Annotated in this window: 18 protein-coding genes; 12 read left to right on the top strand and 6 right to left on the bottom strand. The window is 72.5% G+C overall.

Features of this window, described 5'->3' with window-relative positions:
* Window positions 1–73 precede the first annotated feature (73 nt).
* Window positions 74–841, top strand: a complete 768-nt coding sequence (locus OG989_RS23745; RefSeq protein WP_327028500.1) for a YqjF family protein — start codon at window positions 74–76, stop codon at window positions 839–841.
* Here OG989_RS23745 and OG989_RS23740 read toward each other — a convergent pair.
* Window positions 833–1,312, bottom strand: coding sequence for a winged helix-turn-helix domain-containing protein (locus OG989_RS23740; RefSeq protein ID WP_225852328.1), 480 nt, complete (start codon window positions 1,310–1,312; stop codon window positions 833–835). The two genes, OG989_RS23745 and OG989_RS23740, sit on opposite strands and share 9 nt — an antisense overlap.
* Window positions 1,313–1,669: 357 nt before the next feature.
* Here OG989_RS23740 and OG989_RS23735 point away from each other — a divergent pair, with 357 nt between their 5' ends.
* On the top strand, window positions 1,670–6,052 hold the full coding sequence (locus tag OG989_RS23735) for a S8 family serine peptidase (RefSeq protein WP_327028499.1): 4,383 nt from the start codon (window positions 1,670–1,672) through the stop codon (window positions 6,050–6,052).
* An 88-nt stretch (window positions 6,053–6,140) separates the two neighbouring features.
* On the opposite strand, the gene OG989_RS23730 is transcribed toward OG989_RS23735, so the two are convergent.
* The 3 genes from OG989_RS23730 to OG989_RS23720 form a co-directional block, all read right to left on the bottom strand.
* Window positions 6,141–6,827: a winged helix-turn-helix domain-containing protein gene (locus OG989_RS23730; RefSeq protein ID WP_327028498.1), complete on the bottom strand. Its 687-nt coding sequence runs from the start codon at window positions 6,825–6,827 to the stop codon at window positions 6,141–6,143.
* Window positions 6,828–7,226: 399 nt separating this feature from the next.
* Complete coding sequence (locus tag OG989_RS23725; RefSeq protein ID WP_327028497.1) at window positions 7,227–9,032, bottom strand: serine hydrolase; 1,806 nt, start codon at window positions 9,030–9,032, stop codon at window positions 7,227–7,229.
* 13 nt (window positions 9,033–9,045) lie between these two features.
* Window positions 9,046–10,866, bottom strand: coding sequence for a glycoside hydrolase family 3 protein (locus tag OG989_RS23720; RefSeq protein ID WP_327028496.1), 1,821 nt, complete (start codon window positions 10,864–10,866; stop codon window positions 9,046–9,048).
* Between the two features lie 176 nt (window positions 10,867–11,042).
* Between OG989_RS23720 and OG989_RS23715 the strand changes: the two genes are divergently transcribed.
* From OG989_RS23715 to OG989_RS23705, 3 genes are all read left to right on the top strand, one after another.
* Window positions 11,043–11,618 carry an RNA polymerase sigma factor gene (locus OG989_RS23715; protein ID WP_327028495.1) on the top strand — a complete coding sequence of 192 codons (576 nt, stop codon included), beginning with the start codon at window positions 11,043–11,045 and terminating at the stop codon, window positions 11,616–11,618.
* A complete protein-coding gene (locus tag OG989_RS23710; protein WP_327028494.1) occupies window positions 11,611–12,330 on the top strand; it encodes a hypothetical protein in 720 nt (239 codons plus the stop codon). The genes OG989_RS23715 and OG989_RS23710 overlap by 8 nt, the downstream gene beginning before the upstream one ends.
* A 207-nt stretch (window positions 12,331–12,537) precedes the next feature.
* Complete coding sequence (locus OG989_RS23705; RefSeq protein WP_327028493.1) at window positions 12,538–12,966, top strand: hypothetical protein; 429 nt, start codon at window positions 12,538–12,540, stop codon at window positions 12,964–12,966.
* A gap of 210 nt (window positions 12,967–13,176) precedes the next feature.
* Here OG989_RS23705 and OG989_RS23700 read toward each other — a convergent pair whose 3' ends face one another.
* Window positions 13,177–14,202 (bottom strand): alpha/beta fold hydrolase, encoded by a 1,026-nt coding sequence (locus OG989_RS23700; protein ID WP_327028492.1) that lies wholly within the window; start codon window positions 14,200–14,202, stop codon window positions 13,177–13,179.
* A 352-nt stretch (window positions 14,203–14,554) separates the two neighbouring features.
* On the opposite strand from OG989_RS23700, the gene OG989_RS23695 reads away from it, so the two are divergent.
* Window positions 14,555–16,060, top strand: a complete 1,506-nt coding sequence (locus OG989_RS23695) for an aminopeptidase P family protein (RefSeq protein WP_151457514.1) — start codon at window positions 14,555–14,557, stop codon at window positions 16,058–16,060.
* Between the two features lie 160 nt (window positions 16,061–16,220).
* On the opposite strand, the gene OG989_RS23690 is transcribed toward OG989_RS23695, so the two are convergent.
* The gene (locus OG989_RS23690; RefSeq protein WP_327028491.1) at window positions 16,221–17,603 is read right to left on the bottom strand and encodes a hypothetical protein; all 1,383 of its coding nucleotides are present in this window, start codon (window positions 17,601–17,603) and stop codon (window positions 16,221–16,223) included.
* 984 nt (window positions 17,604–18,587) lie between these two features.
* Between OG989_RS23690 and OG989_RS23685 the strand changes: the two genes are divergently transcribed.
* The 6 genes from OG989_RS23685 (at window position 18,588) to OG989_RS23660 (ending at window position 24,516) form a co-directional block, all read left to right on the top strand.
* Entirely contained in the window at window positions 18,588–19,523 is a 936-nt protein-coding gene (locus tag OG989_RS23685; protein ID WP_327028490.1) for an acetaldehyde dehydrogenase (acetylating), read from the top strand.
* Window positions 19,520–20,530 carry a 4-hydroxy-2-oxovalerate aldolase gene (gene dmpG, locus OG989_RS23680; RefSeq protein WP_327028489.1) on the top strand — a complete coding sequence of 337 codons (1,011 nt, stop codon included), beginning with the start codon at window positions 19,520–19,522 and terminating at the stop codon, window positions 20,528–20,530. The genes OG989_RS23685 and dmpG overlap by 4 nt, the downstream gene beginning before the upstream one ends.
* A 101-nt stretch (window positions 20,531–20,631) precedes the next feature.
* A complete protein-coding gene (locus OG989_RS23675; RefSeq protein WP_151454074.1) occupies window positions 20,632–21,438 on the top strand; it encodes a cupin-like domain-containing protein in 807 nt (268 codons plus the stop codon).
* A complete protein-coding gene (locus OG989_RS23670) occupies window positions 21,438–22,691 on the top strand; it encodes an 8-amino-7-oxononanoate synthase family protein (protein ID WP_151454059.1) in 1,254 nt (417 codons plus the stop codon). Before OG989_RS23675 ends, OG989_RS23670 begins: the two co-directional genes overlap by 1 nt.
* Window positions 22,688–23,557, top strand: a complete 870-nt coding sequence (locus OG989_RS23665) for an HpcH/HpaI aldolase/citrate lyase family protein (protein WP_151454060.1) — start codon at window positions 22,688–22,690, stop codon at window positions 23,555–23,557. Before OG989_RS23670 ends, OG989_RS23665 begins: the two co-directional genes overlap by 4 nt.
* A complete protein-coding gene (locus OG989_RS23660) occupies window positions 23,554–24,516 on the top strand; it encodes an ornithine cyclodeaminase family protein (protein ID WP_327028488.1) in 963 nt (320 codons plus the stop codon). Before OG989_RS23665 ends, OG989_RS23660 begins: the two co-directional genes overlap by 4 nt.

The raw sequence follows: 24,516 nt of genomic DNA, 5'->3' as shown, positions 1-24,516 counted from the left end.
GGCGACGCCCAAGGCGGCAGACCGGACGCTGCCGGGGTGACGTCGCCCGCCCCGGCGGGGCAGGATGGGGTACGTGCACATCGAGCCGGTCGACGCCGCGCCCGAGCAGGCGTTCCGGCGCGGGATCCTGCGGCAGCGCTGGGAAGACCTGACGTTCCTGCACTGGGCGGTCGCGCCGGAACTCGTCGCGCCGCTGCTGCCCGAGGGAACCCGCCCCGACACCCTCGACGGGGTCAGCCACGTCGGTCTGATCGGCTTCCGGATGGTGGGGCTGGGCCTCGGCCGAGGGCCGGGGGTCCCGTACTTCGGCAGCTTCTGGGAGACCAACGTCCGGCTCTACTCGGTGGACGACGCCGGCCGGCGCGCCGTGGTGTTCCGTTCGCTCGACGCGTCGCGGCTGGTCCCGGTGCTGGTCGCCCGGGTGACCCTGGGGCTGCCGTACATGTGGTCGGCGATGCGGCTCGTCCGGGACGGCGACCGCCGCACCTACCGGTGCCGGCGCCGCTGGCCCGGCCCGGTGGGCGCGACGAGCCGCATGGTGGTGCGGGTGGGGGAGCCGGTCGTTGACCCGACCCCGCTGGAGCACTTCGTCACCGCCCGCTGGGGGCTGCACACCCGGGCGTACGGGCGGACGCTGCACCTGCCGAACTGGCATCCCCGCTGGCCGCTGCACCGGGCGGAGCTGTTGCACCTGGACGACGAACTGGTCGCCGCCGCCGGGCTGCCGCCGCCCGCCGGGGCGCCGGTGAGCGTGCTGTATTCCCCCGGCGTCCCGGTCCGGTTCGGCCCGCCGGTCGCGCGGGGCCGGACCCGGGCTGCCCAAGTCAGGCAGTCATCCTGAACCGCTGACCTTCGGCTGCTGATGGTCGGTCAGCCGGAACCCGACGCCGCGCACCGCGTCGATGGCCACCCCGGTGCCGAGTTCGTGGAGCTTGCGACGCAGCCGCTTCACGAGGGACTGCACGTCCGCCCTGCGTTCCCGGCCCTCGTCACGCCAGACCGAGCGGTGCAGCTCGGCGTAGCTCCACACCCGGATCGGCTCGGTGGTCAGGCAGGCCAGCAGGTCGTGCTCGAGGCGCGTCAGGCCGATCTCGCGGCCCCGGCTGCGGGCCGTCGACCGGGCCGAGTCGATCAGCAGCGCGTCGTCGTCGGCGGTCGGCGGGCGCGCGGACACCGCCGGGGCGGGTCCCGGCGGCGCCGCGATCAGCCGGCGCAGCTCGTCGAGGTCGGCGACCAGCAGCAGCGGCGCGACCCCGTCGAGCCGCTCCGCGAGTCGTATCCGCTCGGCCGCCGACGGCGTCACCGCGATCACCAGCGGAAATGGTTCGTCGGCCGGATCTGGTCCGCCCGACGCAGTGCTTTCGTCGCGTGCCCCCACAGCACCCACCCGGAAACTACGGGCAGCCTCTGCCCATCTTCGTCATGACCGTGACAATCATTGGCAAGCTCCCCATTTGCCGGCCAACGGCTAGTGACAAATTGCTTACGGCAAGTTCTTGATCGCCCATTCTTGTCGATCATAGTGTCCAGACGGGCAGCCGGCGTGACCCGCGCGGTGCCCTGGGGGGCATGGAGGGGTCGGATCCCGCTCATCCGAACGGAGACGAGCCCCTGCACCCTCCACCATGGCTCGTTCCACTCTGGGTCGTTCTGGAGGAGGCACCACCGAATGTTCACACGTCCACCCACCAGGCGCTGGGCCAGATCACTGGTCAGCGCCGGTGCGGCGATGATCCTCGCCGCGACAAGCCTGGCCGCGACAGGGTCAGGCGCACAGGCCTCCCCGTCCGACAAGATCCGGCCGGAGCTCACGAAGGCACTCCAGGGCAAGACGGAGGGCGACTTCTGGATCCGCTTCAAGGACAAGGCGGACCTCAGCCAGGCCGCCGCCATCAAGGACTGGGCCAAGCGCGGTACCGCCGTCGCCGACGCCCTGAAGAAGACCGCCGCCGGCAGCCAGTCCAAGATCCGGGCCGAGCTCGACGGCACGGGCACGAAGTACGAGACCTTCTGGGCGACCAACGCGATCAAGGTCAGCGGCGGCTCCCTGACGATGGCGCAGAGCTTCGCCGCGCACGCCGAGGTCGAGGGCCTGTACGCCCCGGTCGCCTACAAGGTGCCGGAGGTCTCCGAGGGCACCGACGAGAAGACGGTGAACGCCCTCGAGTGGGGCATCGCGAACATCAACGCCGACGACGTCTGGTCCCAGTACGGTGCCAAGGGCGCCGGCATCACGGTGGCGAACATCGACACCGGGGTCCAGTTCGACCACCCCGCGCTGGTGAACTCCTACCGGGGCAACAACGGCGACGGCACGTTCGACCACAACTACAACTGGTACCGCGCCACCGGCTCCTGCGCCGCGCCCTGTGACACCAACGGCCACGGCACGCACACGATGGGCACGATGGCCGGCTCCGCCGGTGCGAACCAGATCGGCGTCGCGCCCGACGTGAAGTGGATCGCGGCCAACGGCTGCTGCCCGAGCGACGCGGCGCTGGTCACCTCCGGCCAGTGGATGCTCGAGCCCACGGACCTCAACGGCCAGAACCCGGACGCGAGCAAGCGCCCGAACATCATCAACAACTCGTGGGGAACCACGCTGCCCTCCAACGACCCGTTCATGGAGGACGTGACGCTGGCCTGGACCGCGTCGGGCATCTTCGGCGTCTGGTCCAACGGCAACAGCGGATCGGCCTGCCAGACCAGCGGCTCACCGGGCAGCCTGGTCAGCAACTACTCCGCCGGCGCCTACGACGTCAACAACAACATCGCCAGCTTCTCCTCCCGCGGCGCCGGCCAGAACGGCGAGATCAAGCCCAACATCGCGGCGCCCGGCGTGAACGTCCGGTCGAGCATTCCGGGCGGCGGGTACGCCAGCTACAACGGCACCTCGATGGCCGCCCCGCACCTCGCGGGCGCGATCGCGCTGCTGTGGTCCGCCGCACCGGCGCTCGTCGGCGACGTCAACGCCACCCGCGCGCTGCTGGACAACTCGGCGACCGACAAGGCCGACACCCAGTGCGGTGGCACCACCGACGACAACAACGTGTTCGGCGAGGGCCGCCTGGACGCGCTGGCGCTGCTCAGCGCCGCCCCGATCGGCGACACCGGCACCCTGGCCGGCAAGGTCACGGACGCGACCACCGGCGCCCCGATCGCCGGCGCCACGGTGACCCTGACCGGCGCGGCGGACCGCGAGCTGACCACCGGGGCCGACGGGACGTACTCGTCCCTGCTCCCGGCCGGCGACTACCAGGTCGCCGTGGCGGCGTTCGGCTACCAGGCGAAGACCACGCCGGCCACGGTCGCCCGCAACGCGACCACGACCGTCGACGTGGCGCTGACGGCGGTGCCGAGCGTCACCGTCAGCGGAACCGTCACCGACGGCTCCGGGCACGGCTGGCCGCTCTACGCGAAGGTGACCGTGCAGGGTCAGTCGGGCGTGTCCGACTACACCACCCCCGTCAACGGCCGCTACAGCCTCAAGCTGCCGGCCGGCGCCACCTACGACCTGAAGGTCGAGTCGCAGTACCCGGGCTACCAGACGGTGACCAAGCAGGTCGTGGTCGGCACGGGTAACGCCACGGCCAACGTGGCGGTGCCGGTGCAGACCAACGCCTGCACGACCGCACCCGGCTACCGCTTCGGCTCCGACGGCGAGTACGAGACCTTCGACGGCAGCGCCGTGCCGGCCGGCTGGTCCGTGGTGGACCACGCCGCCAGCGGCCAGGTCTGGAAGTTCACGGACGACGGTGCCCGGGGCAACCTGACCGGCGGCACCGGCAACTTCGCGATCGTCGACAGCGACGAGTACGGCTCCGGCGGCAAGCAGGACACCTCGCTCGTCAGCCCGGTCGTCGACCTGACCGGCGTCACCGCACCGGTCATCCGGTTCAACCAGGACTACAACTGGCTGGGCAGCGACCGCGCCGACGTCGACCTCAGCCTCGACGGCGGGACCACCTGGACCAACGTGCTCCGGCAGGCGGCCGACGTCCGTGGCCCGAAGGTGACCGAGGTCGCCATCCCGCAGGCCGCGGGCCAGGCCCAGGCGCGGGTCCGGTTCCGCTACTACGACGCCTCGTACGAGTGGTGGTGGTCGATCGACAACGTCCTGATCGGCAGCCAGCTCACCTGCACGCCGGTCGACGGCGGCCTGGTGCTCGGCCACGTCCGCGACAAGAACGACAACGGCTACGTCAACGGCGCCACCGTCACCAGCGACGACCGGCCGGCGGAGAAGGCCACCACCGTGGCGACCCCGGACGACACCGGGCTGGCGGACGGCTTCTACTGGCTGTTCTCGACGCTGACGGACACCCACAAGTTCACCGCCCGGGCCGGCAACTACGTCAGCCAGAGCAAGCAGGTCGACGTCCAGGCCGACTGGGCCACGGCGGCGAACTTCCAGCTCGCGGCCGGCCGCCTGTCGGTCAAGCCGGCCCAGGTCACCGGCACGGCCAGGATGCCCAGCGGCAAGGTCACCAAGGCGTTCACGGTGACGAACACCGGTGGGGCCCCGGTCTCCGTCGAGTTCAGTGAGCGCGCCGGCGGGTTCGAGCTGCTGCGGGCCGACGGTTCCCGGATGAGCAAGCAGGAGGTGCTCGGCTCCCAGGGCGCGCCGGTGCAGCGGCTCGAGGTCCCGACCTCGTTCGCGGCGAAGACGTCCGGCAAGTCGACGGCGGCGGCGTCGCCCGAGGCCGGCCCGCAGGCCGCGCCCTGGACCGACATCGCCAACTACCCGGCCGTGGTGATGGACAACCGGGTGGTCAACCTGGGCGGCAAGGTGTACTCCATCGCCGGCGGCACCGGCTCGGCGTCCTCGGCGAAGAACTACGCCTACGACCCGGTCGCGCAGACCTGGACCGCGATCGCCGATCTGCCCGGCGCGCGTACCGCCATGACGGTGGGCGTCCTGGACGGCAAGATCATCGCGACCGGCGGCTGGGCGGCGGCCGGCCCGGACGGCACCACCTGGTCGTACGACCCGGCGGCCAACACCTGGACGGAGAAGGCCGACAACCCGGCGCCGCGCTCCGCCGCGGGCCAGGCGGTCGCAGGCGGCAAGCTGTACGCCATCGGTGGCTGCACCACGGCGTCCTGCACGCCGATGTCGAACGACGTCGTGCGGTACGACGCGGCCAGCGACAGCTGGGAGACCCTGGCGGACTACCCGAAGTCGGTGGCCTTCCTCTCCTGCGGCGGGATCGACGGCATCGTCTACTGCACCGGAGGCAACGACGGCTCCGTGGCGCAGAAGGCGAGCTACGCCTTCGACCCGGGCGCCAACACCTGGACGGCCATCGCCGACGCGCCGGCCGACAACTGGGCCAGCTCGTTCGCCGTGGCCAACGGGAAGTTCCTGGTCGTCGGCGGCTCGCAGGGTGGCGCCATCACCAACGTGGGCTTCGCGTACGACCCGGCCACCTCCTCGTGGTCGAGCCTGCCGAACGCCAACACGGCGCGCTACCGCGGCGGCGCGGCGTGCGGCTTCTACAAGGTCGGTGGCTCTTCCGGCGGCTTCACCGCGACGCGGGACAGCGAGGCGCTGCCCGGGTTCGAGGAGTGCGCCGTCAGCACCGCCGACGTCAGCTGGATGACGATCGACAAGACGGCGGCCACCCTGGCGCCGGGCGAGGCCGTCACGGTCAACGTCGGCATGACGGCGAACGTGGACCAGCCCGGCACCTACACCGCCTCGGTCGCCATCAAGGAGAACACCCCGTACACGGTGGAGCCGGTGGCGGTCACGATGAACGTGCTGCAGCCGACCACCTGGGGCAAGCTGACGGGCACGGTCACCGGGACGAGCTGCCAGGGTGCCAGCTCGCCGCTCCCCGGTGCCACCGTCCAGGTCGACTCGTGGGCGATGTCCTGGACGTTCGCCACGGACGCCGAGGGCAAGTACGCCTACTGGCTGGACCGTCGGAACAACCCGTTGACGATGATCGTCGCCAAGGACAACTGGAAGCCCCAGACCCGGCAGACGAGGATCAACACCACCACCCCCACGGTGGAGGACTTCGCGTTGTCACCCGTCCGCTGCTGACACCGACCGTCAGCTGACAGATCCGGCCCGCCTGGTTCCGACCAGGCGGGCCGGACCGCGTCGGAGGACCTCGAAGAGGCCGAACGGGTCAGAGCGACGCGAGACGGAAGCCGACCCCGCGGACCGCATGGATCGACGCCGAGGCGTCCAGCCGGGCGAGCTTGTGCCGCACCCTGCGCACCACCGAGTGCATGTCGGAGCCCCGCCCGAGGTGCACGTTGCCCCAGACCTCGAGGTGCAGCCGCTCGTAGGTCCAGACCTGCCCGGGCGCGCCGACCAGGCACCGCAGGAAGTCGTGCTCCAGGCGGGTCAACTCGACCTCGCGGTCCAGCCAGCGCAGCACCCGTCGGTCGGAGTCGACGCACAGGTCGGGCGGCGGCGGTGTCCCGACGCCCTGCCCGGGCTCGGCCGTCGCGGCGGTTTCGGCCGTCGCGACGGTTTCGGCCGTCCCGACAGGTTCGGCTGCCACGACGGGTTCGGCTGCCACGACGGGTTCGGCTGCCACGACAGGTTCGGCCGCCACGACAGGTTCCGCTGCCACGACGGGTCCGGCTGTCACGACGGGCTCGGCTGTCACGACAGGTCCGGCCGTCACGACGCGTTGGGCCGTCACGACGGGCCCGGGCGGAAGCACCGGTGTGCCGGGCACGCCGAGGAACGTGCGCGCCTGGTCGACGCTCGAGACGATCAGAAGCGCCTCGGTCCCACCGAGCAGACGCGCGAGCTGCCTGCGTTCGGCCGGCGAGGAGGCAATGCCGATGACCAGCGGAGCCACCCCCCTCATTCCCACCCCTTCCGGTTCCCCACCCACCCCGGGGACAGATCCAGCCACGACGCCGATCAATCGGTTCACTGACCCTAGTGGTGGCTCGTCTCGCTTCGGTTAAAAACGGTGACGCGTAGGCGTCGATAAATTGACTGCATTCGGCGGGCCGAGTCGGGTCGTGGCCCTTCATGGCGGCTTGACCCTGTTCGACGCGATGTGTTCTCCGGACGCACGGTTTCGGCGACCGACAATGGCTTGGCAGGTGCGACCGGAAACCCCGCGTCGGGTCCGGCGAATCGTCACACCTCGGCCGGCGCCGCCGGCGTTTTCGAAACTCCTGTCACGCTGCGGCGCCCGGCCGAGCGGTGGTGGCACGGGCGACGCGGGCCGGCGCGCGCCGTGGTCCGGTCAGGTGCGGGCAGGCGACCAGCCGACGGGAACGAGCCGGGCGGCGTCAGCGCCCTCGCCCTGGAAGAGCAACCCGTCCCGGTCCGCCACCACGATCCGGTCGACGTAGACGCCCCGACCCTGGCTGGAGGCGTCGGTGGTGCTGCTGAAGCGCAGGTGGGTCGCCCGGTCGGGCAACTCGACCGAGACCTGCCACCAGACCCGGCCGCCGTGACCGGTGACCGTGCCGTCACTGCTCCACCGCCGGTCGGCGTGGCGCAGCAGCAGTCGTCCCGGGGCCCACGTCGCTCCACCGTCGGTGGAGACCTCGAAGCGGGCGCTGTCGAAGCGGGGCTCGGTGTCGTACCAGAGCAGGAAGCTCGCCGTGCCGCCCCGCGCCGGCCGGCGCAGCGGGGCCGTGAGGGTGACCGTCGCGAGGTCGCGCGGGTCGGCCCGCCACGCCTCGCGGGACCGGGGTCGCACCGGCATCGCCTCGGCGAGATCGCGCGCGACGGCGCGCCGGGCGACGTTGTTGCTGCCCCAGCCGCGGTCGGGGTGCACGCGGTTGCTGAGCAGGATGACGAACGAGTGGGAGAGCGGGTCGACGACGATCGACGTCCCGGTGAAGCCGGTGTGCCCGAACGCCACCGGGGAGGAGAGCCCCATCATGTACCAGTGCTTGTCGAGCTCGAAGCCCAGCCCGCGATCGCTCTCGGGGTAGGCCTGCTCCAGCGGGGCGTTGTAGTTGACCAGCATCGCGCGCACCGTGTCCGCGCGCAGGATGCGTCGCCCCCGGTACTCGCCGCCGTTGAGCAGGGACTGGCAGAGCACGGCCAGGTCCGCCGCGGTGGAGAACACCCCCGCGTGCCCGGCGACGCCGCCGAGCGACCACGCGTTCTCGTCGTGCACCTCACCCCAGACCATGCCCCGTCCGGCGTACGGCTGGTACTCGGTGGCGGCGATCCGCGACCGCCGCTGCGGCCCCGGGTTGTAGCCGGTGTCGGTCATGCCCAGCGGGGCGGTGACGCCGTCGGCGACGAGCGCGGCCAGCGGGCGGCCGGTCACCCGTTCCACCAGCACGCCCAGCGCGATCAGCCCCAGGTCGGAGTACACGTACCGGGTACCGGGCTCCGCACCGGGCGCGAGCGGCGTGGCGAGCGCGGCGGCGAACCGCTCCGCCGGCGTCGGGTACCTGCTCCACAGGGGGACGAAGGCGGGCAGGCCCGAGGTGTGGGTGAGCAGCATCCGTACGGTGACCGTCGCCTTGCCGCCGGCGGCGAACTCCGGGACGTAGCGGGCGACCGGCGCGTCGAGGTCCACCCGTCCCCGCTCGACCTGCTGCATGACCACGATGGTGGTGAACAACTTCGACACCGACGCCAGGTCGAAGATGGTGTCGGGCCGCATCGGGATCTGCTCGTCGGCGGGGAGTTCCACCCCTGCCAGCCCGGGCGGCGGGCCGACGGCGGCGTACTTCACCGCGGCGCCCACCGCGGCGTGCTGCACGACCACGCCGTCCTTGGCCGCCAGGACCACGGCGCCCGCGTACGCGGGATGGCCGGGGTGGTCCGGCGTCGGCTCGAGATACGCCGCCAGGTCGGCGGGCATGCGGTCCACGTGCTCGGGGAGCAGACCGACCTGGCGGGCGTGGCCGGGCCGCAGCGTGTCGTGCCGGAAGTGGATGTCGGCGGGCGTGACGACCGGCGACGCCGAGCCGGCCGGCGGCGGCGTGGCCCCGGCCGCCGTGGCCGGCAGGGCCGCGCCCAGGACGGCCACGGTCAGGCCGATCGCGAGTGGTCGGAGCGCGGGTGGGCGGAGCGACGACATGGTGGGTTGCCTCCTACCAGCTCATGCCGTGGCCGTAGGGGTAGAGCACGGTGCCCGCGCCCTCGGCCGTGGGGATCGTGACGGGAAGCCGCCCACGGGGGGACAACTCGCCGTGCAGCGCGCGGACGAGGGCGTCCATCGCCGCCCGCGTGTACGAGTAGGTCGCCAGGTAGGTGGTCACGCCCGGCAGGTACGCGACGTCGTAGGGGTCCCGGACCGCCACCACCACCACGGGCTTCCCCGTGCCGAGCAGCGCGGCGACGAGACGCCGCTGGGTGCCGCGCGGATCGGTGACGGTCGTGTCCCACGCCTTGTTGGTCAGCACGACGGTGAGGTCGTGCTCGGCCGCCAGCGCGGCCGTCGCGGTGATCGTCTGATCCGAGGGCAGGGTCGCGGGCCGGGCGGTGGCCCGGGCGCCGCGGGCGGTGAACCCGTCGGCGACGGTCTCGACCGGCGCGAAGGCGGCGCTGTTCCAGCCGGTGACCAGCACCGAGCGCTGCCCGGGGCCCAGCGGCAGCAGCCCCGCGTCGTTGCGGACGGCGGTGAGGGTCGGGTCGGTGACCCGAGCCACGGCGGCGAGGTGCTCGGGCGCCCCGACCGTCCGTACGGCCTGCTCGACGTCGACCAGCGGCGACCGGGCGAGGCCCTGCCGGTACTTCATGGCGAGGATGCGCCGGACCGACTCGTCGACGCGCCGCTCGGTCAGCTCGCCGCTGGCGACGGCCCGCAGCACCGCGTCCCGGGCCAGCCGCAGGTCCGGCGGCATCAGGAGCTGGTCGGCGCCGGCCTTGAGCGCCAGCACGGGCACCCGGTCGTCGCCGTACTTGCGCCGCACGGCGGCCATGTTCAGCGCGTCGGTGACGATGACGCCCCGGAAACCGAGCTCGCCGCGCAGCACGCCGGTGAGGATCGTCGGCGACAGCGTGGCCGGGTCGCCGGAGGGGTCGAGCGCGGGTACCACGATGTGCGCCGTCATGATCGATTCGACGCCCGCGCTGATCGCCCGCCGGAACGGCGGCGCGTCGATCCGGTCCCACTCCTGTCGGGTGTGGTCGATGACGGGCAGGTCGGTGTGGCTGTCCGTGGCCGTGTCGCCGTGGCCGGGGAAGTGCTTCGCCACCGCGGTCACGCCGGCGCCGTCCTGGAACCCGGCGACCTGGGCGGCGGTCAGCTCGGACACCAGGTGGGGGTCGGCGCCGAAGGACCGTACGCCGATCACCGGGTTGCCGGGGTCGACGTTGACGTCGGCGATCGGCGCGTACGGCTGGTGGATGCCGACCGCGCGCAGCTCGCGTCCGGTGATCTTCGCGGCCTCGTGGGCGGCCCCGGGCGACCGCCCGGCGCCCAGGGCCATCGACCCGGGGAACTGCGCCGCGGGGGCGGGCATGCGCAGCACCACGCCCTGCTCCTGGTCGGTGGAGACGAGCAGGGGCACCCGCCCCTTCGTGCCGTCGCCGACGGCGGCCCGCTGCAACCCGTTGGAGAGGGTGGCGATCTGGCGCGGGCTGTCCAGGTTGTGCGACCACGAGAAGTAGCAGACGCCGCCGAGGTGGAACTCGTCGACGACCTCGGCCGGCGTCTCGACGCCGAACGCCGCGCGGTTGGCGGCGCGGTCGGCGGCCGAGGGTTCGGTGGCGTCGGCGCCGTAGACGTAGGTGGCGAAGAGCTGGCCGACCTTCTGCGCCAGGCTCATGTGCCGCAGCGTCGAGGTGACCCAGCCGTGCTCGCCGCCCGGTGGGCGTGCGGGCGCGGCGGAGGCCTGGACGGGCAGCGGTGCGAGGGTGGTCGACAGGGTGACCACCAGGACGGTCGCGGTAACGAGTCGGGCCTTCATCGACGACGACCTCTCAGTCCGGATGGCTGAAACTTAGCTACGCATCGATTAATCGTCAAGAAGGATTGCTACAGGCCGGGCCGAACTCCGGCGTGGCCGGCGGGACGGCGAAGGATGCGACCGGACACCTTTTCGCGCTGCGGCGGAACCTGCAGGGCGCCGGTGGTGTCATCAACGTGTCCCCATCGGAGGTACCCCTGAACGACGAAGACCTGGTCACCCGCGTCCGGGCGGGCGACCTGGAGGCGTACGAACTCCTGGTCGCCCGGCACACCGCGTCCGCGTACCGGACGGCGGTGCTGCTCGGCGCGGGTCCGGACGCGGAGGACGTCATCCAGGAGGCGTTCGTGAAGGGACATCGCAAGATCTCCCGCTACCGGGGAGAGTCGTCGTTCCGGTCGTGGCTGCTGGCGATCGTGGCCAACGAGACCCGCAACCTGCACCGGTCGCGCGGCCGGCGCGACGGGCTCGCCCTGCGCGCGGCCGTGGCGAACCCGCCCGCGGAGATCGGCGAGGACGCCGCCGTCGAGGCCGTCCTCGCCGGGGAACGCCGGGCCACCCTGGTGCGGGCCCTGCGCTCGCTGCCGGTGAAGGACCGTGAGGTGATCGTGTGCCGGTTCTTCCTCGACCTCAGCGAGGACGAGACCGTGACCATGCTGGGCTGGCCGCGCGGCACGGTGAAGTCGCGGACCTCCCGGGCACTGGCGAAGCTCCGCGGCCTGCTCGACGTCGCGGAGGTGCGCCGTGGATGACCTCGAACGCGAACTGCGCGACCTCGCCGCCTCGCTGGAGACGCCCGACCCGCCCGACGTGACCGCCCGGGTACGCGCACGCCTCGCCGCGCCCCCGTCGAGGCGACGCCGGTGGCGCCACCTCGTGGCCGCGGCACTCGCCGCCCTGGTCGTGGCGGCGCTGCCGCCGGGTCGCGCGGCCCTCGCCGACGCCGCCGCCGGGCTGCTGCGCTTCGCCGGCATCACGGTCGCCACGACGCCCGACCCGGCGCGTCCCACCGGCGTCGCCTCGCCACTGCCGACGCAGCGGCCCGCCACCGTGGCCGAGGCGCAGCGGAAGGTGCGCTTCCCCGTCCGCACCCCGACGAAGCTGGGCCCGCCCGAGCAGGTGCTGGTCGCCGACCCCGACGGCGCGGGCTTCTGCCGGGTGGCGACGCTGCTCTACCGCGGGGGAGCGCTGCGCATCGACGCCTTCGACGGCCGTCTCGACCTGGCCTTCCACAAGCAGAGCAGCGCGGCGGGTGCCAGCTGGGTCCAGGTCGACGGCGACTTCGCCGTCTGGATCGGCGCCCCGCACCCGGTCTCCTACGTGGATCGCGCCGGCACCGTTCGGGTGGAGACCGCGCGGCTCGCCGCCGCCACCCTGATCTGGCAGGGGGCCGACGTCAGCTACCGCATCGAGGGCGACCTCACCAGGTACGAGGCGATCGAGATCGCCAGGTCGCTGGGTTAGGCGGTCGTGCCGACCCGGGCCCACCACCCCGGGGCCCGGGTCGGGAACCCGGGAGAGCCGGCCGGTGTCCCGACAGTGAGGAAGCACGAGCAGGTCGTCGGGAGGCGTGAGATGGGTTCAGCGCGCAGGGTGTTGCTGGGGGCAGTGGTCCTGTTGGCGGGGTGTACGACAGCGGGACGACCCGCCCCGCAGGCCGCCTCTCCGGCCGTGACGGCGTCGACGGGCGCGGCTTCGGGCGCCGCCACCGGCTGCGGTTCCCGGGTCGAGACGGGACCGCTGCCCGACTGGGCGGACGCCGGGTTCAGCGGGAGCACCCGGACGCCGCACGTCCTCGGCGCGCGCGGCGAGATCGTCGCGGTGCTGTTCGGACACCCGCTGAGCCGGTCCAGGAAGCACGGGACGAACAACAAGATCCTCTGGGTCGCCCGTCCCGCCGCGACGCCCTCCGCCGCGACCACCCCGGACGCCCTGCGGATCACCGCGACCCTGGACGGCACCGGAACCCGGGTGACGCGGGAGGTCGCCGGCGGTCCGGGGCCGTCGATCGTCGACCTGCCGCAGGCCGGCTGCTGGCACCTCGAACTGCGCTGGTCCGGGCGCACCGACGTGCTGGACCTCGTCTACGCGGACAGCTAGGCCCGCGGGCCGCCGACCGTGCCCGGGGGCGTCGGACCCCGCCGCTCCCACTCGTCCGCGACCAGTTCCAGGGTCAGGGCCGGTGAGGTACGCCGACGCCACGGCGAGGGCAGCCGGGTCGACCGGAAGGGGCGGTGGCGTCGCCACCGCCGGCCCGGGTCGACGCAGGTCGCCCTCGCCGTGGCGCGGTGCGTGCGGGAGGGGCTCCCGTCAGGGGGCGCAGCCGGTGAGTTCAGGGCTGGACGGGGTGCCGGTGGAGGGTCCGAAGAAGAGCAACGCGCAGGCGCTGAAGAAGGTCGGGTTCTCCTCGGCGATCCAGTGGCCGGTGTCGGGGGCCACGACGGTGCGGACGTCGTCGGCCACCTGCTGGTAGGAGGCGGCGACGGCGGGTCCGAACACGGACTGGGCGCCCATGGCCATCACGGGAATGGTCAGGCGCTTCGACTGCGCGTGGGCCTGGTTGTCGGCGGCGTCGGCCTTGAACGCCCGGTAGTACTCGTATCCCGCCGTCCGCTTCGCCGGGTCGGAATACGCGCGGTAGTAGACGTTGCGGTCGATCGCCGCCGGATGTTGCGCGCGGTCGAAGAGCATTCCCAGATAGGTGGGGACGTCCTCGTTGTCCATGATGCGTTCCGGGATGGGCGCGGGTGAGGCGTTGAAGAGGAAGTGCCAGCTGATCCCGTAGAAGTTCTCCAGTCCGAATCCCGACAGCGGGCTTTCGACGACGCCGATCCGGGTGACCTCGGTGGGGAAGTCGCGGGCGTAGTTGTAGGCGACCATGGCGCCGAGGTCGTGGCCGATCAGGGCCACCTGGGTGAAGCCGAGCTGGTTGACCGCCTGCCGGATCCGGCGCGCCGTGGTGGCCTTGTCGTAGCCGCCGGCCGGGGCCGTGGAGGCGCCCAGGCCGGGCAGGTCGAACGTGATCACGGTGTGCTGCTGGGCGAGGCTGGGCAGCACCTTGTGCCACACCCACGACGTCTGCGGCCAGCCGTGCAGCAGCACCAGCGGCGAGCCGCTCCCGCTGGTGGTGTAACGCAGGGTCGCGCCGTCGACCGTGACGTTGCCCTGGCGTACGGCGTGGCCGCCGACGGGCGCCGCGGCCGGCTCCGGCGGCGGCGCGGGGGCCACGGCCGCGGCACCCGCGCCCGCCCCGCCCACGAGCGCCACCCCGAGCGCGGCCGCGACGGCGATCCGCCTGCCCCGACGACGCGAATCACTGCCGAAAGCTGTCTTCACCGCAGAACTCAACGCAGACAATTGCATGGACACTTCGCTTTCCGTGAGTTGGCGACCGCATCGGACGGTCGGATCAAACAAAGCGGAAACGGCGGCGTTCACAAGCGCGCCACGGATGCCGATCGAGCGGCTTCGAAAATGTTACAACGGATGTCAAGACGTCGATCGATTGTGGCGTTTCGGCAAAACTCTCCGGCCCGTGCCGTGGACACAAACGTCGATACCCGCTTACGCGCCGGACGCCCGGCGGTGACGACCGCGACCACGCCTGCAGCCGGGGCGCTCCAGCAGCCACAGTCGAGGGTCGCGGCAGCTTTGCCGTGGCTCCGCGGCGCGTGGCAGGATATCGGCCATGACAAGCGACGAGCAGGTGAAAGCCAGCCACCGTAACACCCCGACGAGCGACGCATTCCGCGCTTTCATCGCCTCCGGCTGGGCCAGTACGGATGCGGCACCTGTCCCGCGCGCGGAGGTCGCCGAGCACGCGGCCCGCCGCCGGGCGGCCTTGTCACGCCGGTTCCCGGGCGAGCGCCTCATCATCCCCGCTGGCGGCCTCAAGGTGCGCAGCAACGACACCGACTACACCTTCCGCCCGCACACGGCCTTCGCCTGGCTGACCGGTCTCGGGTTCGACACCGAGCCCGACAGCGTCCTGGTGCTGGACCCCAGGCCCGACGGCCACGAGGCGATCCTGTTCTTCCGGCCGCTCGCGCCGCGCGACAGCGAGGAGTTCTTCGCGGACTCCCGGTTCGGCGAGTTCTGGGTCGGACCCCGCCCGACGATGCGCGACATCGAGCAGCGGCTGGGCATCGGCACCCGGCACATCGACTCGCTCCCGGACGTCCTGGCCAAGGACGCCGGCGCGACCGTGGTGCGCGTGGTGCGGGGGGCCGACGGCGAGCTCGCCCGGCTCGTCGACGAGACCCGGGCCCAGGCGGAGACGCCCGCGTCGGTCACGCAGCAGCACGAGGCGGACGAGGAGCTGGCCCGCCACCTGTCGGGCATGCGACTGTGCAAGGACGAGTGGGAGGTGGGCGAGATGCGCAAGGCGATCGCCGCCACCCACCGGGGCTTCGATGCCATCATCGCCGGGCTGCCCGAGGCCGTCGGCAAGGAGCGCGGCGAGCGGTGGGTCGAGGGTCTCTTCGGCCTGTACGCCCGCCACGACGGCAACGGCATCGGCTACGAGACCATCTGCGCGTCCGGCGACCACGCCAACACCATCCACTGGACGAAGAACACCGGTCCGGTCCGCGAGGGCGACCTCATCCTGGTGGACGCCGGTGTCGAGGTCGACTCCCTCTACACCGCCGACATCACGCGCACCCTCCCGGTGACCGGTCGCTTCACAGACGTGCAGCGCAAGATCTACGAGGCGGTCCTGGAGGCGCAGGAGGCCGGCCTGGCGGCGGTGAAGCCGGGCAACAAGTTCAGCGACATCCACGCCGCCGCGAACGTGGTCATCGCCCGCCGGCTGCACGAGTGGGGACTGCTGCCCGAGGGCGTGACCCTCGAGCAGACCCTGGACCGGGAGAGCGGCGGCTGGCACCGGCGGTGGATGGTCCACGGCACGTCCCACCACCTCGGCATGGACGTGCACGACTGCCAGATGCTGCTGCGCCAGGAGTACATGGACGGCGAGCTGAAGCCCGGGATGATCCTGACCGTCGAGCCCGGCCTGTACTTCAAGGCCGACGACCTGCTGGCGCCGGCGGAGTTCCGCGGCATCGGCGTCCGGATCGAGGACAACGTGCTGGTCACCGAGGACGGTCACGAGAACCTGTCGTCGGCCATGCCGCGTACCGCCGACGACGTCGAGGCCTGGATCGACCGGGTGCGCTCCGGCGCGGGTGCCTGAGCGCCCCGCGACCGACCGGCCGGCACGTGCGGGCGCTCAGCGCCCGGTCGTGCCGGCCCCACCGACCGTCGCACACCGCTGAGCCCGCCGGGCACCGTGATCCGGTGCCCGGCGGGCGGCGGTACGGGCGCGACAACCTGACCCGGCCGGCGACGGGCGCTCAGCCGCCGTGGAAGGTGCAGCCGATCTTCGCGCCGCCGGCCATGCTGACCACCCCGACCCCCGGGTCGGTGCTGCCACGGACGAGGCAGCCGGCGTAGCCGTCCTCGTCGACGACGTCGCGGTCGGCCAGGTAGACCCCCCAGTTGAGGTAGAGGTCCCGCACGCCGCCCGCGCCGTCGGCGAACGGCTCGGCGGCGGGCCGGACCCGGCGTTGCAGCACGTACGGGCCGTCCAGTGCGGAGTCGAGCCGGGCCTGCCACTCGTCGCCGCCCACCGTCCACCCGGCGAGTACGCCGTTGCCCCCGTGCAGCAGCGTCGGCTTCAGGATCAGCTCGTCCTGCCGGGCGCGGGCGTAGGCGAGCAGGTCGACCTCGGCCCCCTCGGGATCGGTGCCGCGCGGGCGTACGTGCCGGGTCCACGGCAGGAGCCGGTCGACGCAGGCCAGCTCGTCGGCGGCGAACAGGCCCCGGTGCCGGTCGTCGGAGAGCATGGCCAGGGTGCCCTTGTTGCCGTAGAGCTCGGCGTCCAGGCGGCTGAACAGGCCGACCTTCTCCTGTTCCGCGGCGACCAGCAGCGGCTCCACCTGGGCCGCCGCCACCGGGTCGGCCAGGTCCTCGGGCAGGAAGTAGCGCACGACGACGTCGACGGCGCGGCCCGCCACGGTCGGCCGGCCCTGCGGGTACGTGAACTGGCCGAGGTGGCAGCCGATCCCCTCGATCCCGTACCCGGCGAGCAGCTCGGCGAACACCTCGAGCCGGCCGCCCACGATGGGGTAGTTCTCCGTCGTGTCCACCACGGCGACGACGGGCGGCCGGTCCGTGGGGATCATCGCGGCGCACTCGGCGTACATCATCCGCACGATGCAGCCCAGCGTGTCCGGGTACCGGAGCCCGTGCCGGTCCACGAACTCCCGCAGCGGCGGGTACGCGAGCATCGCCCGGTTGATGTCGGCGGACTCGAAGCCGCCGAGGGCGCTGGTGAGGTTGAACTCGAGCAGCCGGAACCCCGCGCCGTCGTGGTAGAGGTCGGCGCGGCCAAGCGGGACGAGCGATCCGACGCGGGCGCCGCGCGTGATCAGCGCCGTCTGCCGGGGATCCATGCCGACGGCCTCGGCCAGTGCGGTGAGGTCCCCGTCGAACACCCGCTCCGGCAGGGCGCGCAGCAGGTCGTAGACCGTGCGGAGGTCCCGGGCGACGGCCCGGCACTCGCTCTCCGCCAGGAAGGCGGGGGCGCTCATGAACCGGTCCCGGTACGGCTCGAGGATGACCGAGTCGAGGGCGGCGGCCGTCGGGTCGTCCGTCGACGCGCTCCGGGCGACGTGCTCGGCGTACGCGCGGCCCAGTGGCGACCTGCTCACTGCGGGCGGCCGGGTGGTCGTCATGGTGTGTCCTCTCGGGGCGGGTGGCGCGTCCGGTTCGGGGCGGGCGGGGCCGGTAGGGGGTGCGGCGGCGGTCGTCGTCCGGCGCCGGTCGGGCTTCGCCGGCGGGTGGGCGGACGTTCCATTCCCTCCCCCTTTCGATCTGCCGATACACCGCCTTCGACAATTCGGCCGGACCGTCCGAAAATGCCGGCACGGTGGAGCTGACGAGGATAGTCGCAAATGGTCGTGGCGGCGTCGAGGGTGAAGTGTCGTCGGCGCCGCGCGACGGATCGGTGACCCGCCGGAGGACCGCGCGGGCAGCTCGGGCGTACGGCCTGCCCGGAGGCCCTCCGAAGCGCCGCGAGCGGGGCGGGTGGCTGCCACCGCACGTCGCCCGTTCGCGGGCTCTGTGACGGTTCACACTCCAGCCTGGACTGTCGCGAGAGTGACGTAACAGCCGGGTCCACTCGGCGTGGCCATCTGATAGCTTCGATGCCGACGGAACGCTGCGGCTGACGGAGCGCAACGGCCGCATTGGTTGTCGTGCAGGTAAACGGGGGCTTCTTCGGTTAATACGTCGAGACTTCTGAGATCAAGGTATATGTCCGATTGTTGTTCGACTCGGCAATTCCGGCCGAACGGATTCCGCCGAACGACTTCCGGTCACGACGTGTCCCGACATCCGCCCGGCGCACCCGTCTCCCGACTGTCCACCGACCGCGACGCCCGAGGGCGGCCGCGCCGCCGTGGGCGTCGCGCGGGCCGTCCGGGCACCCGCAGCCTGGAGCGGCACCGCGGGGCGGCGACGCCCGGCACGCCGACCCCGCGCGACCGACCCCTGTCGTGTCGCCCGAGGTTCCGCCCGGGGCGCCGCGCACTTCGAATGGTGAGGACGACGTACTTGAGAACCTACGACCCGGAATCCGTGAGCCGCGCGACCCGTACCCGCCGATCCCTCGCCCGGCGGTCGTGGACCGGCCGGCACCGGCGCCCTGGAGGCACGCCTTGAGTCTCACCGCGGACGTGACCGACGCCGAGGTCCGCGTCGTCGAACCCGCCACCGCCACCGTCGCCGTCATCGGCACCGGGGCGATCGGCCAGGACCTGATCAGCAAGATCCACCGATCCGCCCTGCTGGACTGCCGCCTGGTGGCCGGGCGCAATCCGGACTCGGCGGGCCTGCGGCACGCCGAGCGGTTCGGCTACCCCGTCAGCGCCGCAGGGATCGACGCCGTGCTGGCGGCGGGGGACGCGTTCGACGTCGTGTTCGACGCCACCAACGCGGCGTCGCACCTGCGCCACTGGTCGCTGTTGGAGCCGCTCGGCCCGCTGGTGGTCGACATGACGCCCAGCAGGGTGGGCCGGATGGTGGTGCCGACCGTGACCGGGGTGGAGGCGACGACCGGGCGCAACATCAACCTGATCAGCTGCGGCGGCCAGGCGTCCATTCCGGTCGCGCACGCGCTCGCCGCCCGCTTCCCGGTGAGCTACATCGAGGTCGTCTCGACGGTGGCCAGCGACGTCGCGGGCCGTGGCACCCGGCTGAACCTCGACGAGTACGTGGCGACGACCCGGCACGCCGTCACGACGTTCTCCGGCGTACGCGACGTCAAGGCCATCCTCAACATCAGCCCGGCGGTGCCGCCGGCGACGTTCCGGACGGCCGTGCACGCGCGGATCCCGGGCGCCGACGTCGCCGCGGTGCGCGCGGCAGTCGACCCGGTGGCCGAGCAGGTACGGTCGTTCGCCCCCGGCTACGCGGTGACCGCCTGCACCGTGGTCGACGACCGGGTGACGGTCACCCTCCAGGTCACCGCCCACAGCGACGTGCTGCCCCGGTACGCCGGCAACCTCGACATCATCAACTCGGCCGCCATCCTGGTCGCCGAGCAGCACGCGGCCCGGCTGGGCCGGAGCGCCCGGACGGAGGCGGCCCGATGAGGAACGTCGTGATCCACGACCCGACGCTGCGCGACGGCCAGCACGCGGTCCGCCACCAGCTCGGGGCCGTCGCCCTGCGGCGGTACGCGGAGGCGGCGGACGCGGCGCGGATCCCGGTGGTCGAGGTCGGCCACGGCAACGGCCTCGGCGCGTCGTCCCTACAGGTCGGTCAGGCCGCGGTCAGCGACGACGAGATGCTGTCGACGGTCCGGGAGGCGCTGCGGCACAGCCGGATGGGCGTGTTCATGCTGCCGGGCTGGGGCACCTCCGACGACCTGCGGCGCGCGATCGGCCACGGCGCCGACGTCGTCCGCATCGGTGTGCACGCCACCGAGACGTCGCTGGCCGAGCGCCACCTCGACGTCCTGCGCGAGGCCGGCGCCGAGGCACACTGCGTGCTGATGATGAGCCACATGGCGTCCCCCTCCGAGCTGGCCGAGCACGCCGCGCAGGCCGTCGCGTACGGCGCGCAGGCGGTCGGGATCATGGACTCGGCGGGTCACTTCCTGCCTGACGACGTCACCGCGCGGATCGGTGCGATCGCCGCGGCGGTCGACACGCCGGTGATCTTCCACGGCCACGACAACCTCGGCATGGCCGTCGCCAACTCGGTGGCCGCGGCGCAGGCCGGCGCCCTGATCATCGACGGCTGCGCGCGGGGCTTCGGCGCCGGGGCGGGCAACACCCAGCTCGAGGTGCTCGTCCCCGTGCTGGAGCGCAGCGGCTTCGCGACCGGCATCGACCTGTACGCGCTCCTCGACGCCGCCGACCTCGCGGAACGCGAGCTCATGCCCGCCCCTCCCGTCACCGCCTCGATGTCCATCGTGAGCGGCCTGGCCGGGGTGTTCTCCGGGTTCAAGCACCGGGTGGTCGAGCTGTCCGGCCGCGCCGGCGTCGACGCGCGCGACGTGTTCTTCGAGCTCGGCAGGCGGCAGGCCATCGCCGGCCAGGAGGACCTGATCGTGGACGTGGTGGCGGAGTTGAGCGCCCGCAGGGCCAACGCGTGACCGGCCGCGCACCGCGGCCCTCAGCAGTGAGGAAAGGCGACATGGGAGTTTCGGACGCAGTGTCCAACGCGAACGGGTCGACGGGTGTCCCCGTGGCCCGCATGACCTTCGACGAGTTCATGGCCGTCGGCCCCGGCGGCCTCTTCAAGGCCGACGTGCCCGTGGTGATCGCGCTGCCGCCCGACGTGCAGGGGCTCGGCCGCGACGGCGTGGCGAGCCGGCTGGCCGACATGACCGTCACCCTGTTCACCGAGCCGGGCGACAAGAACCACCCGGGGCGCTGGGAGACCCGCGACATCAAGCTCCGCGACTTCTTCGCCGACGAGCGCCACCTGACGACCCCGGGCACGTGGCACCGGGTGGTGTCGAACATCCGCAACAGCCCGGCCGACGTGAACGCCGTCATCGGCTTCGACGCGGACAGGTTCTTCGGCTACGGCGACACGCTGTACGCGGCGAACCTGTGGATCAGCCACCGCGGCGTGTTCACCAAGAACCACTTCGACGAGTTCGAGAACTTCAACATCGCGCTGGAGGGCCGCAAGCGGTTCATCATCGCCCCGCCCGGTTCCCGCGAGTATTATCCGCGCTCGGTGCTGCGCGGGTTCGGGGACAAGTCCCAGGTCTTCGACCTGGACAACGTCGACCTGGCGCGCTTCCCGAGGGTGGCGCCCAAGCTGGCCCAGCGCCGTGACTTCGTCCTCGAACCGGGCCACATGCTCTACCTGCCGCTCGGCTGGTGGCACCAGGCCGAGTCGCTGGACGAGATGAACATCAACGTCAATTTCTGGCTGAAGTCGAAGAAGATCCTCCGCAGGCCGCACGCGCTCGGCGTCGCGCTGTACACGTACGCCTACCGGAGGGTCAAGGGTGTCTACAGCTACAAGCCCACCGAGGTGAACTCCTGATGAGCGAGCGCAAGTCCATCACCCCCACCCACCGCTACCGCAACAACGACAAGCTCATCGGTGTGGGAAACACCTTCTGGAACATGTCCGAGGAACACGGGGTCGCCGGCATCGTCGGCGACCTCTCCGACGGCGTGTTCCGGATGGCCGACGGCCACGAGTTCGTCAACTTCACCGTCTGCTCCTACCTGGACCTCGACACCCACCCCAAGGTGATCGACGGGGCCGTCGCCGCGCTGCGCCGCTTCGGCGTGCTGGACCACTGCATCCCGCGCACCCGCGTCCAGACGTCGGTGCTGCTGGAGCTGGAGGAGTCGCTGGGCGAGCTGTTCGACGCGATGGTGATCAGCGCGATCTCCACGGCGGCGGCCAGCACCGGCCTGCTGCCGCTGATCGCGTCGGGGCACCTCGGCAACGGCACCCGGCCGCTGATGGTCTTCGACAAGAACGCCCACGTGTCGATGGCCAACGCCAAGCCGAACTGCGCCGACGAGACCGAGGTCGTCACCTGCCGCCACCACGACCTCGACTACCTCGAGGACATGTGCCGCACCTACGAACGCGTCTGCTACGTCGTGGACGGCTCGGACAGCCTCGGCGGCTACGCGCCCGTCGAGGAACTGGCCGTGCTGCAGGACAAGTACAACATGATGGTCTTCTACGACGACTCGCACTCGCTGTCGGCGTACGGCGAGCGCGGCATCGGCTACGTCCGCTCGCACTGCCCGGTGCGCGACGACCGCACCATCACCGTCGCGACCCTGAGCAAGGGCTTCGGGGCGGGCGGCACGGCGATCCTGCTCGACGGCTTCCCCAAGGAGACGCGGCGGATCGTCGAACGCTTCGCGGGGCCCCTGGGCTACTCGCAGAAGATGAACGCCGCCGCCGTGGGCGCCGCGCTCGCCTCGGCGGAGATCCACCGCACCGAGGAGCTGACCCGGTTGCAGGGGCGGCTGCGGGCCAACATCGCGCTGTTCGACTCGCTGCTGGCCACCGAGCAGTCCGGCAGCACGTACCCGATCCGGGTGGTGCCGATGAGCGACGAGACCGTCGTCGAGGCGGCCCAGCGGGTCTTCGCGGCCGGGTTCTACACCTCGCCGGTGTTCTTCCCGATCGTCGCCCGCGGCACCGCCGGCCTGCGGGTCATGCTGCGCGCGGGCCAGACCGAGGAGCAGATCACCAGGCTGTGCTCCGTGCTCGTCGAGGCGGGCGCCCGCACGGCCGACGCGCGACCTGAGCCGGTGACCCGATGACCGGCGCCGCGCGGGCGATCCCGCGCAGCATCCTCTACACCCCGGCGCTGTCGCTGGACCGGGTCGTGAAGGCGTGGTCCTACGACGCGGACGTGCACCTGATCGACCTGGAGGACTCCGTACCGGCGGCCGAGAAGCCGGCCGCGCGCACCGTGTGCCGGGCCGCGCTGGAGAAGGCGCCCCGGCCGGAGAACGTCGCGGTGCGCATCAACCAGCTGGGCAGCGTCGCGGCGGTGCAGGACCTGGTGGCCCTCACGGAGTGTTCGGTGCGGCCCGGCATCGTCATGATGACGATGGTGACGTCGGCGGCCGAGGTGGCCCTGCTGCGGCAGATCCTGGCCAGCGCGGACGCGCACCCGGAGATCTACGTGACGGTGGAGACCGTGGAGGCGGTCACGGAGATCGACGCGATCGCCGGGGCGAGTGACGGGCTGGTCCTCGGCTCGGCCGATCTGGCCGCCACGCTCGGGGTCGAGATCACCTGGGAGGCCATGCTCGCCGCCCGGCAGGCGATGGCGCTGGCCTGCGCCCGGCACGGCACCGCCTGCATCGACACCGCCAACTTCCGGCTCGCCGAGCCGGCCGTCCTGGCGCAGGAGACCGCCCGGGTGCGGGCGCTCGGCTTCCACGGCAAGGCGACGGTGCACCCGGGCGAGCTCGACGAGATCAACCGGGTGCTGCGCCCCCAGGCCGACGACCTGCGCCTGGCGCGCAGGGTGGCCGACGCCGTACGGGCGGCCAACGGCGGGATCGCCGTGCTGGACGGCAACATGGTCGGCCCGCCGTTCGCCCGGATGGCCCGCGCCACCGTGTCGCGCGAGGACGCCTGGGCCGCCCGGTTCGGCACCGACGGAGCTGCCGGATGACCGGGCCGGTGACGGTCGACGCCGCCCAGATGGCGGGCACTCCCCAGCTGGTGCGGGTGATCGACGCGCTGGGCGAGATGTTCGCGGACCTGGTCGCCGGCCGGACCGACTCCCCGGCGCGCACCGTCATCGAGCACGGCCCCCAGCGGGTCCTGCTGGTCAGCCCCGCGGTCTGGGGGCGGCGCGGGGTGGGCAGCGTCAAGATCACCACGCTCACCCCCGACAACCCCGGGCGCGGCCTGCCGCTGATCCACGGGGTCGTCGCGCTGACGGACCTGACCACCGGGCAGATCACGGCCCTGCTCGACGGCGCGGAGCTGACCGCCGTGCGCACCGGTGCGGTCGCCGCCCTGGCGACCCGCTGGTGCGCCGCCGAGGACGCCGAGGACCTCGCGGTCATCGGGGCGGGCGTGCAGGCGCGGTCGCTGGTGCGGGCAGTCGCGGCGGTGCGCCGGATCCGCAGCGTACGGGTGTTCTCGCGGACCCGGGACCGGGCGGAGCAGTTCGCCGACTGGGTGCGCGACGCCGTGCCCCACCCCGTGCACGCGAGCGTCTGCGACAGCGCCAAGGCCGCCGTCGCCGACGCGGCGATCATCTGCACGGCGACCTCCACCAGCGACAACACGCCGCTGGTGGAGGCGGACTGGGTGGCGCCCGGGGCGCACGTCAACGTCATCGGCGGCACCCACCCGGACGCGATCGAACTCGACCCCGCACTGCTGGCCGACGCCGTGGCGGTCGTCGAGGACCGCACCGCCGCGCTGGACGGCGCCGGTGAGGTGCGCGCCGCCCTGGCCGCCGGCCTGGTCGGCGTGGACGACCTGCACGAGCTGGGCAGGCTGGTCACCGGCGAGGTGCGCGTCGGCGGGCGGACGTCCGTCCTGCGTACGGTCGGGATGGCCATCGAGGACACCGCCGCCGCCGTGGCGCTGCACGAGGGGGCGGCGTCCGTGGCGTAG

The organism is Micromonospora sp. NBC_01740 (genome assembly GCF_035920365.1).
GTDB lineage: Bacteria > Actinomycetota > Actinomycetes > Mycobacteriales > Micromonosporaceae > Micromonospora > Micromonospora reichwaldensis.
Note: the sequence above shows the minus strand (reverse complement) of the source record. Positions and strands in the feature narration are given on the sequence as shown.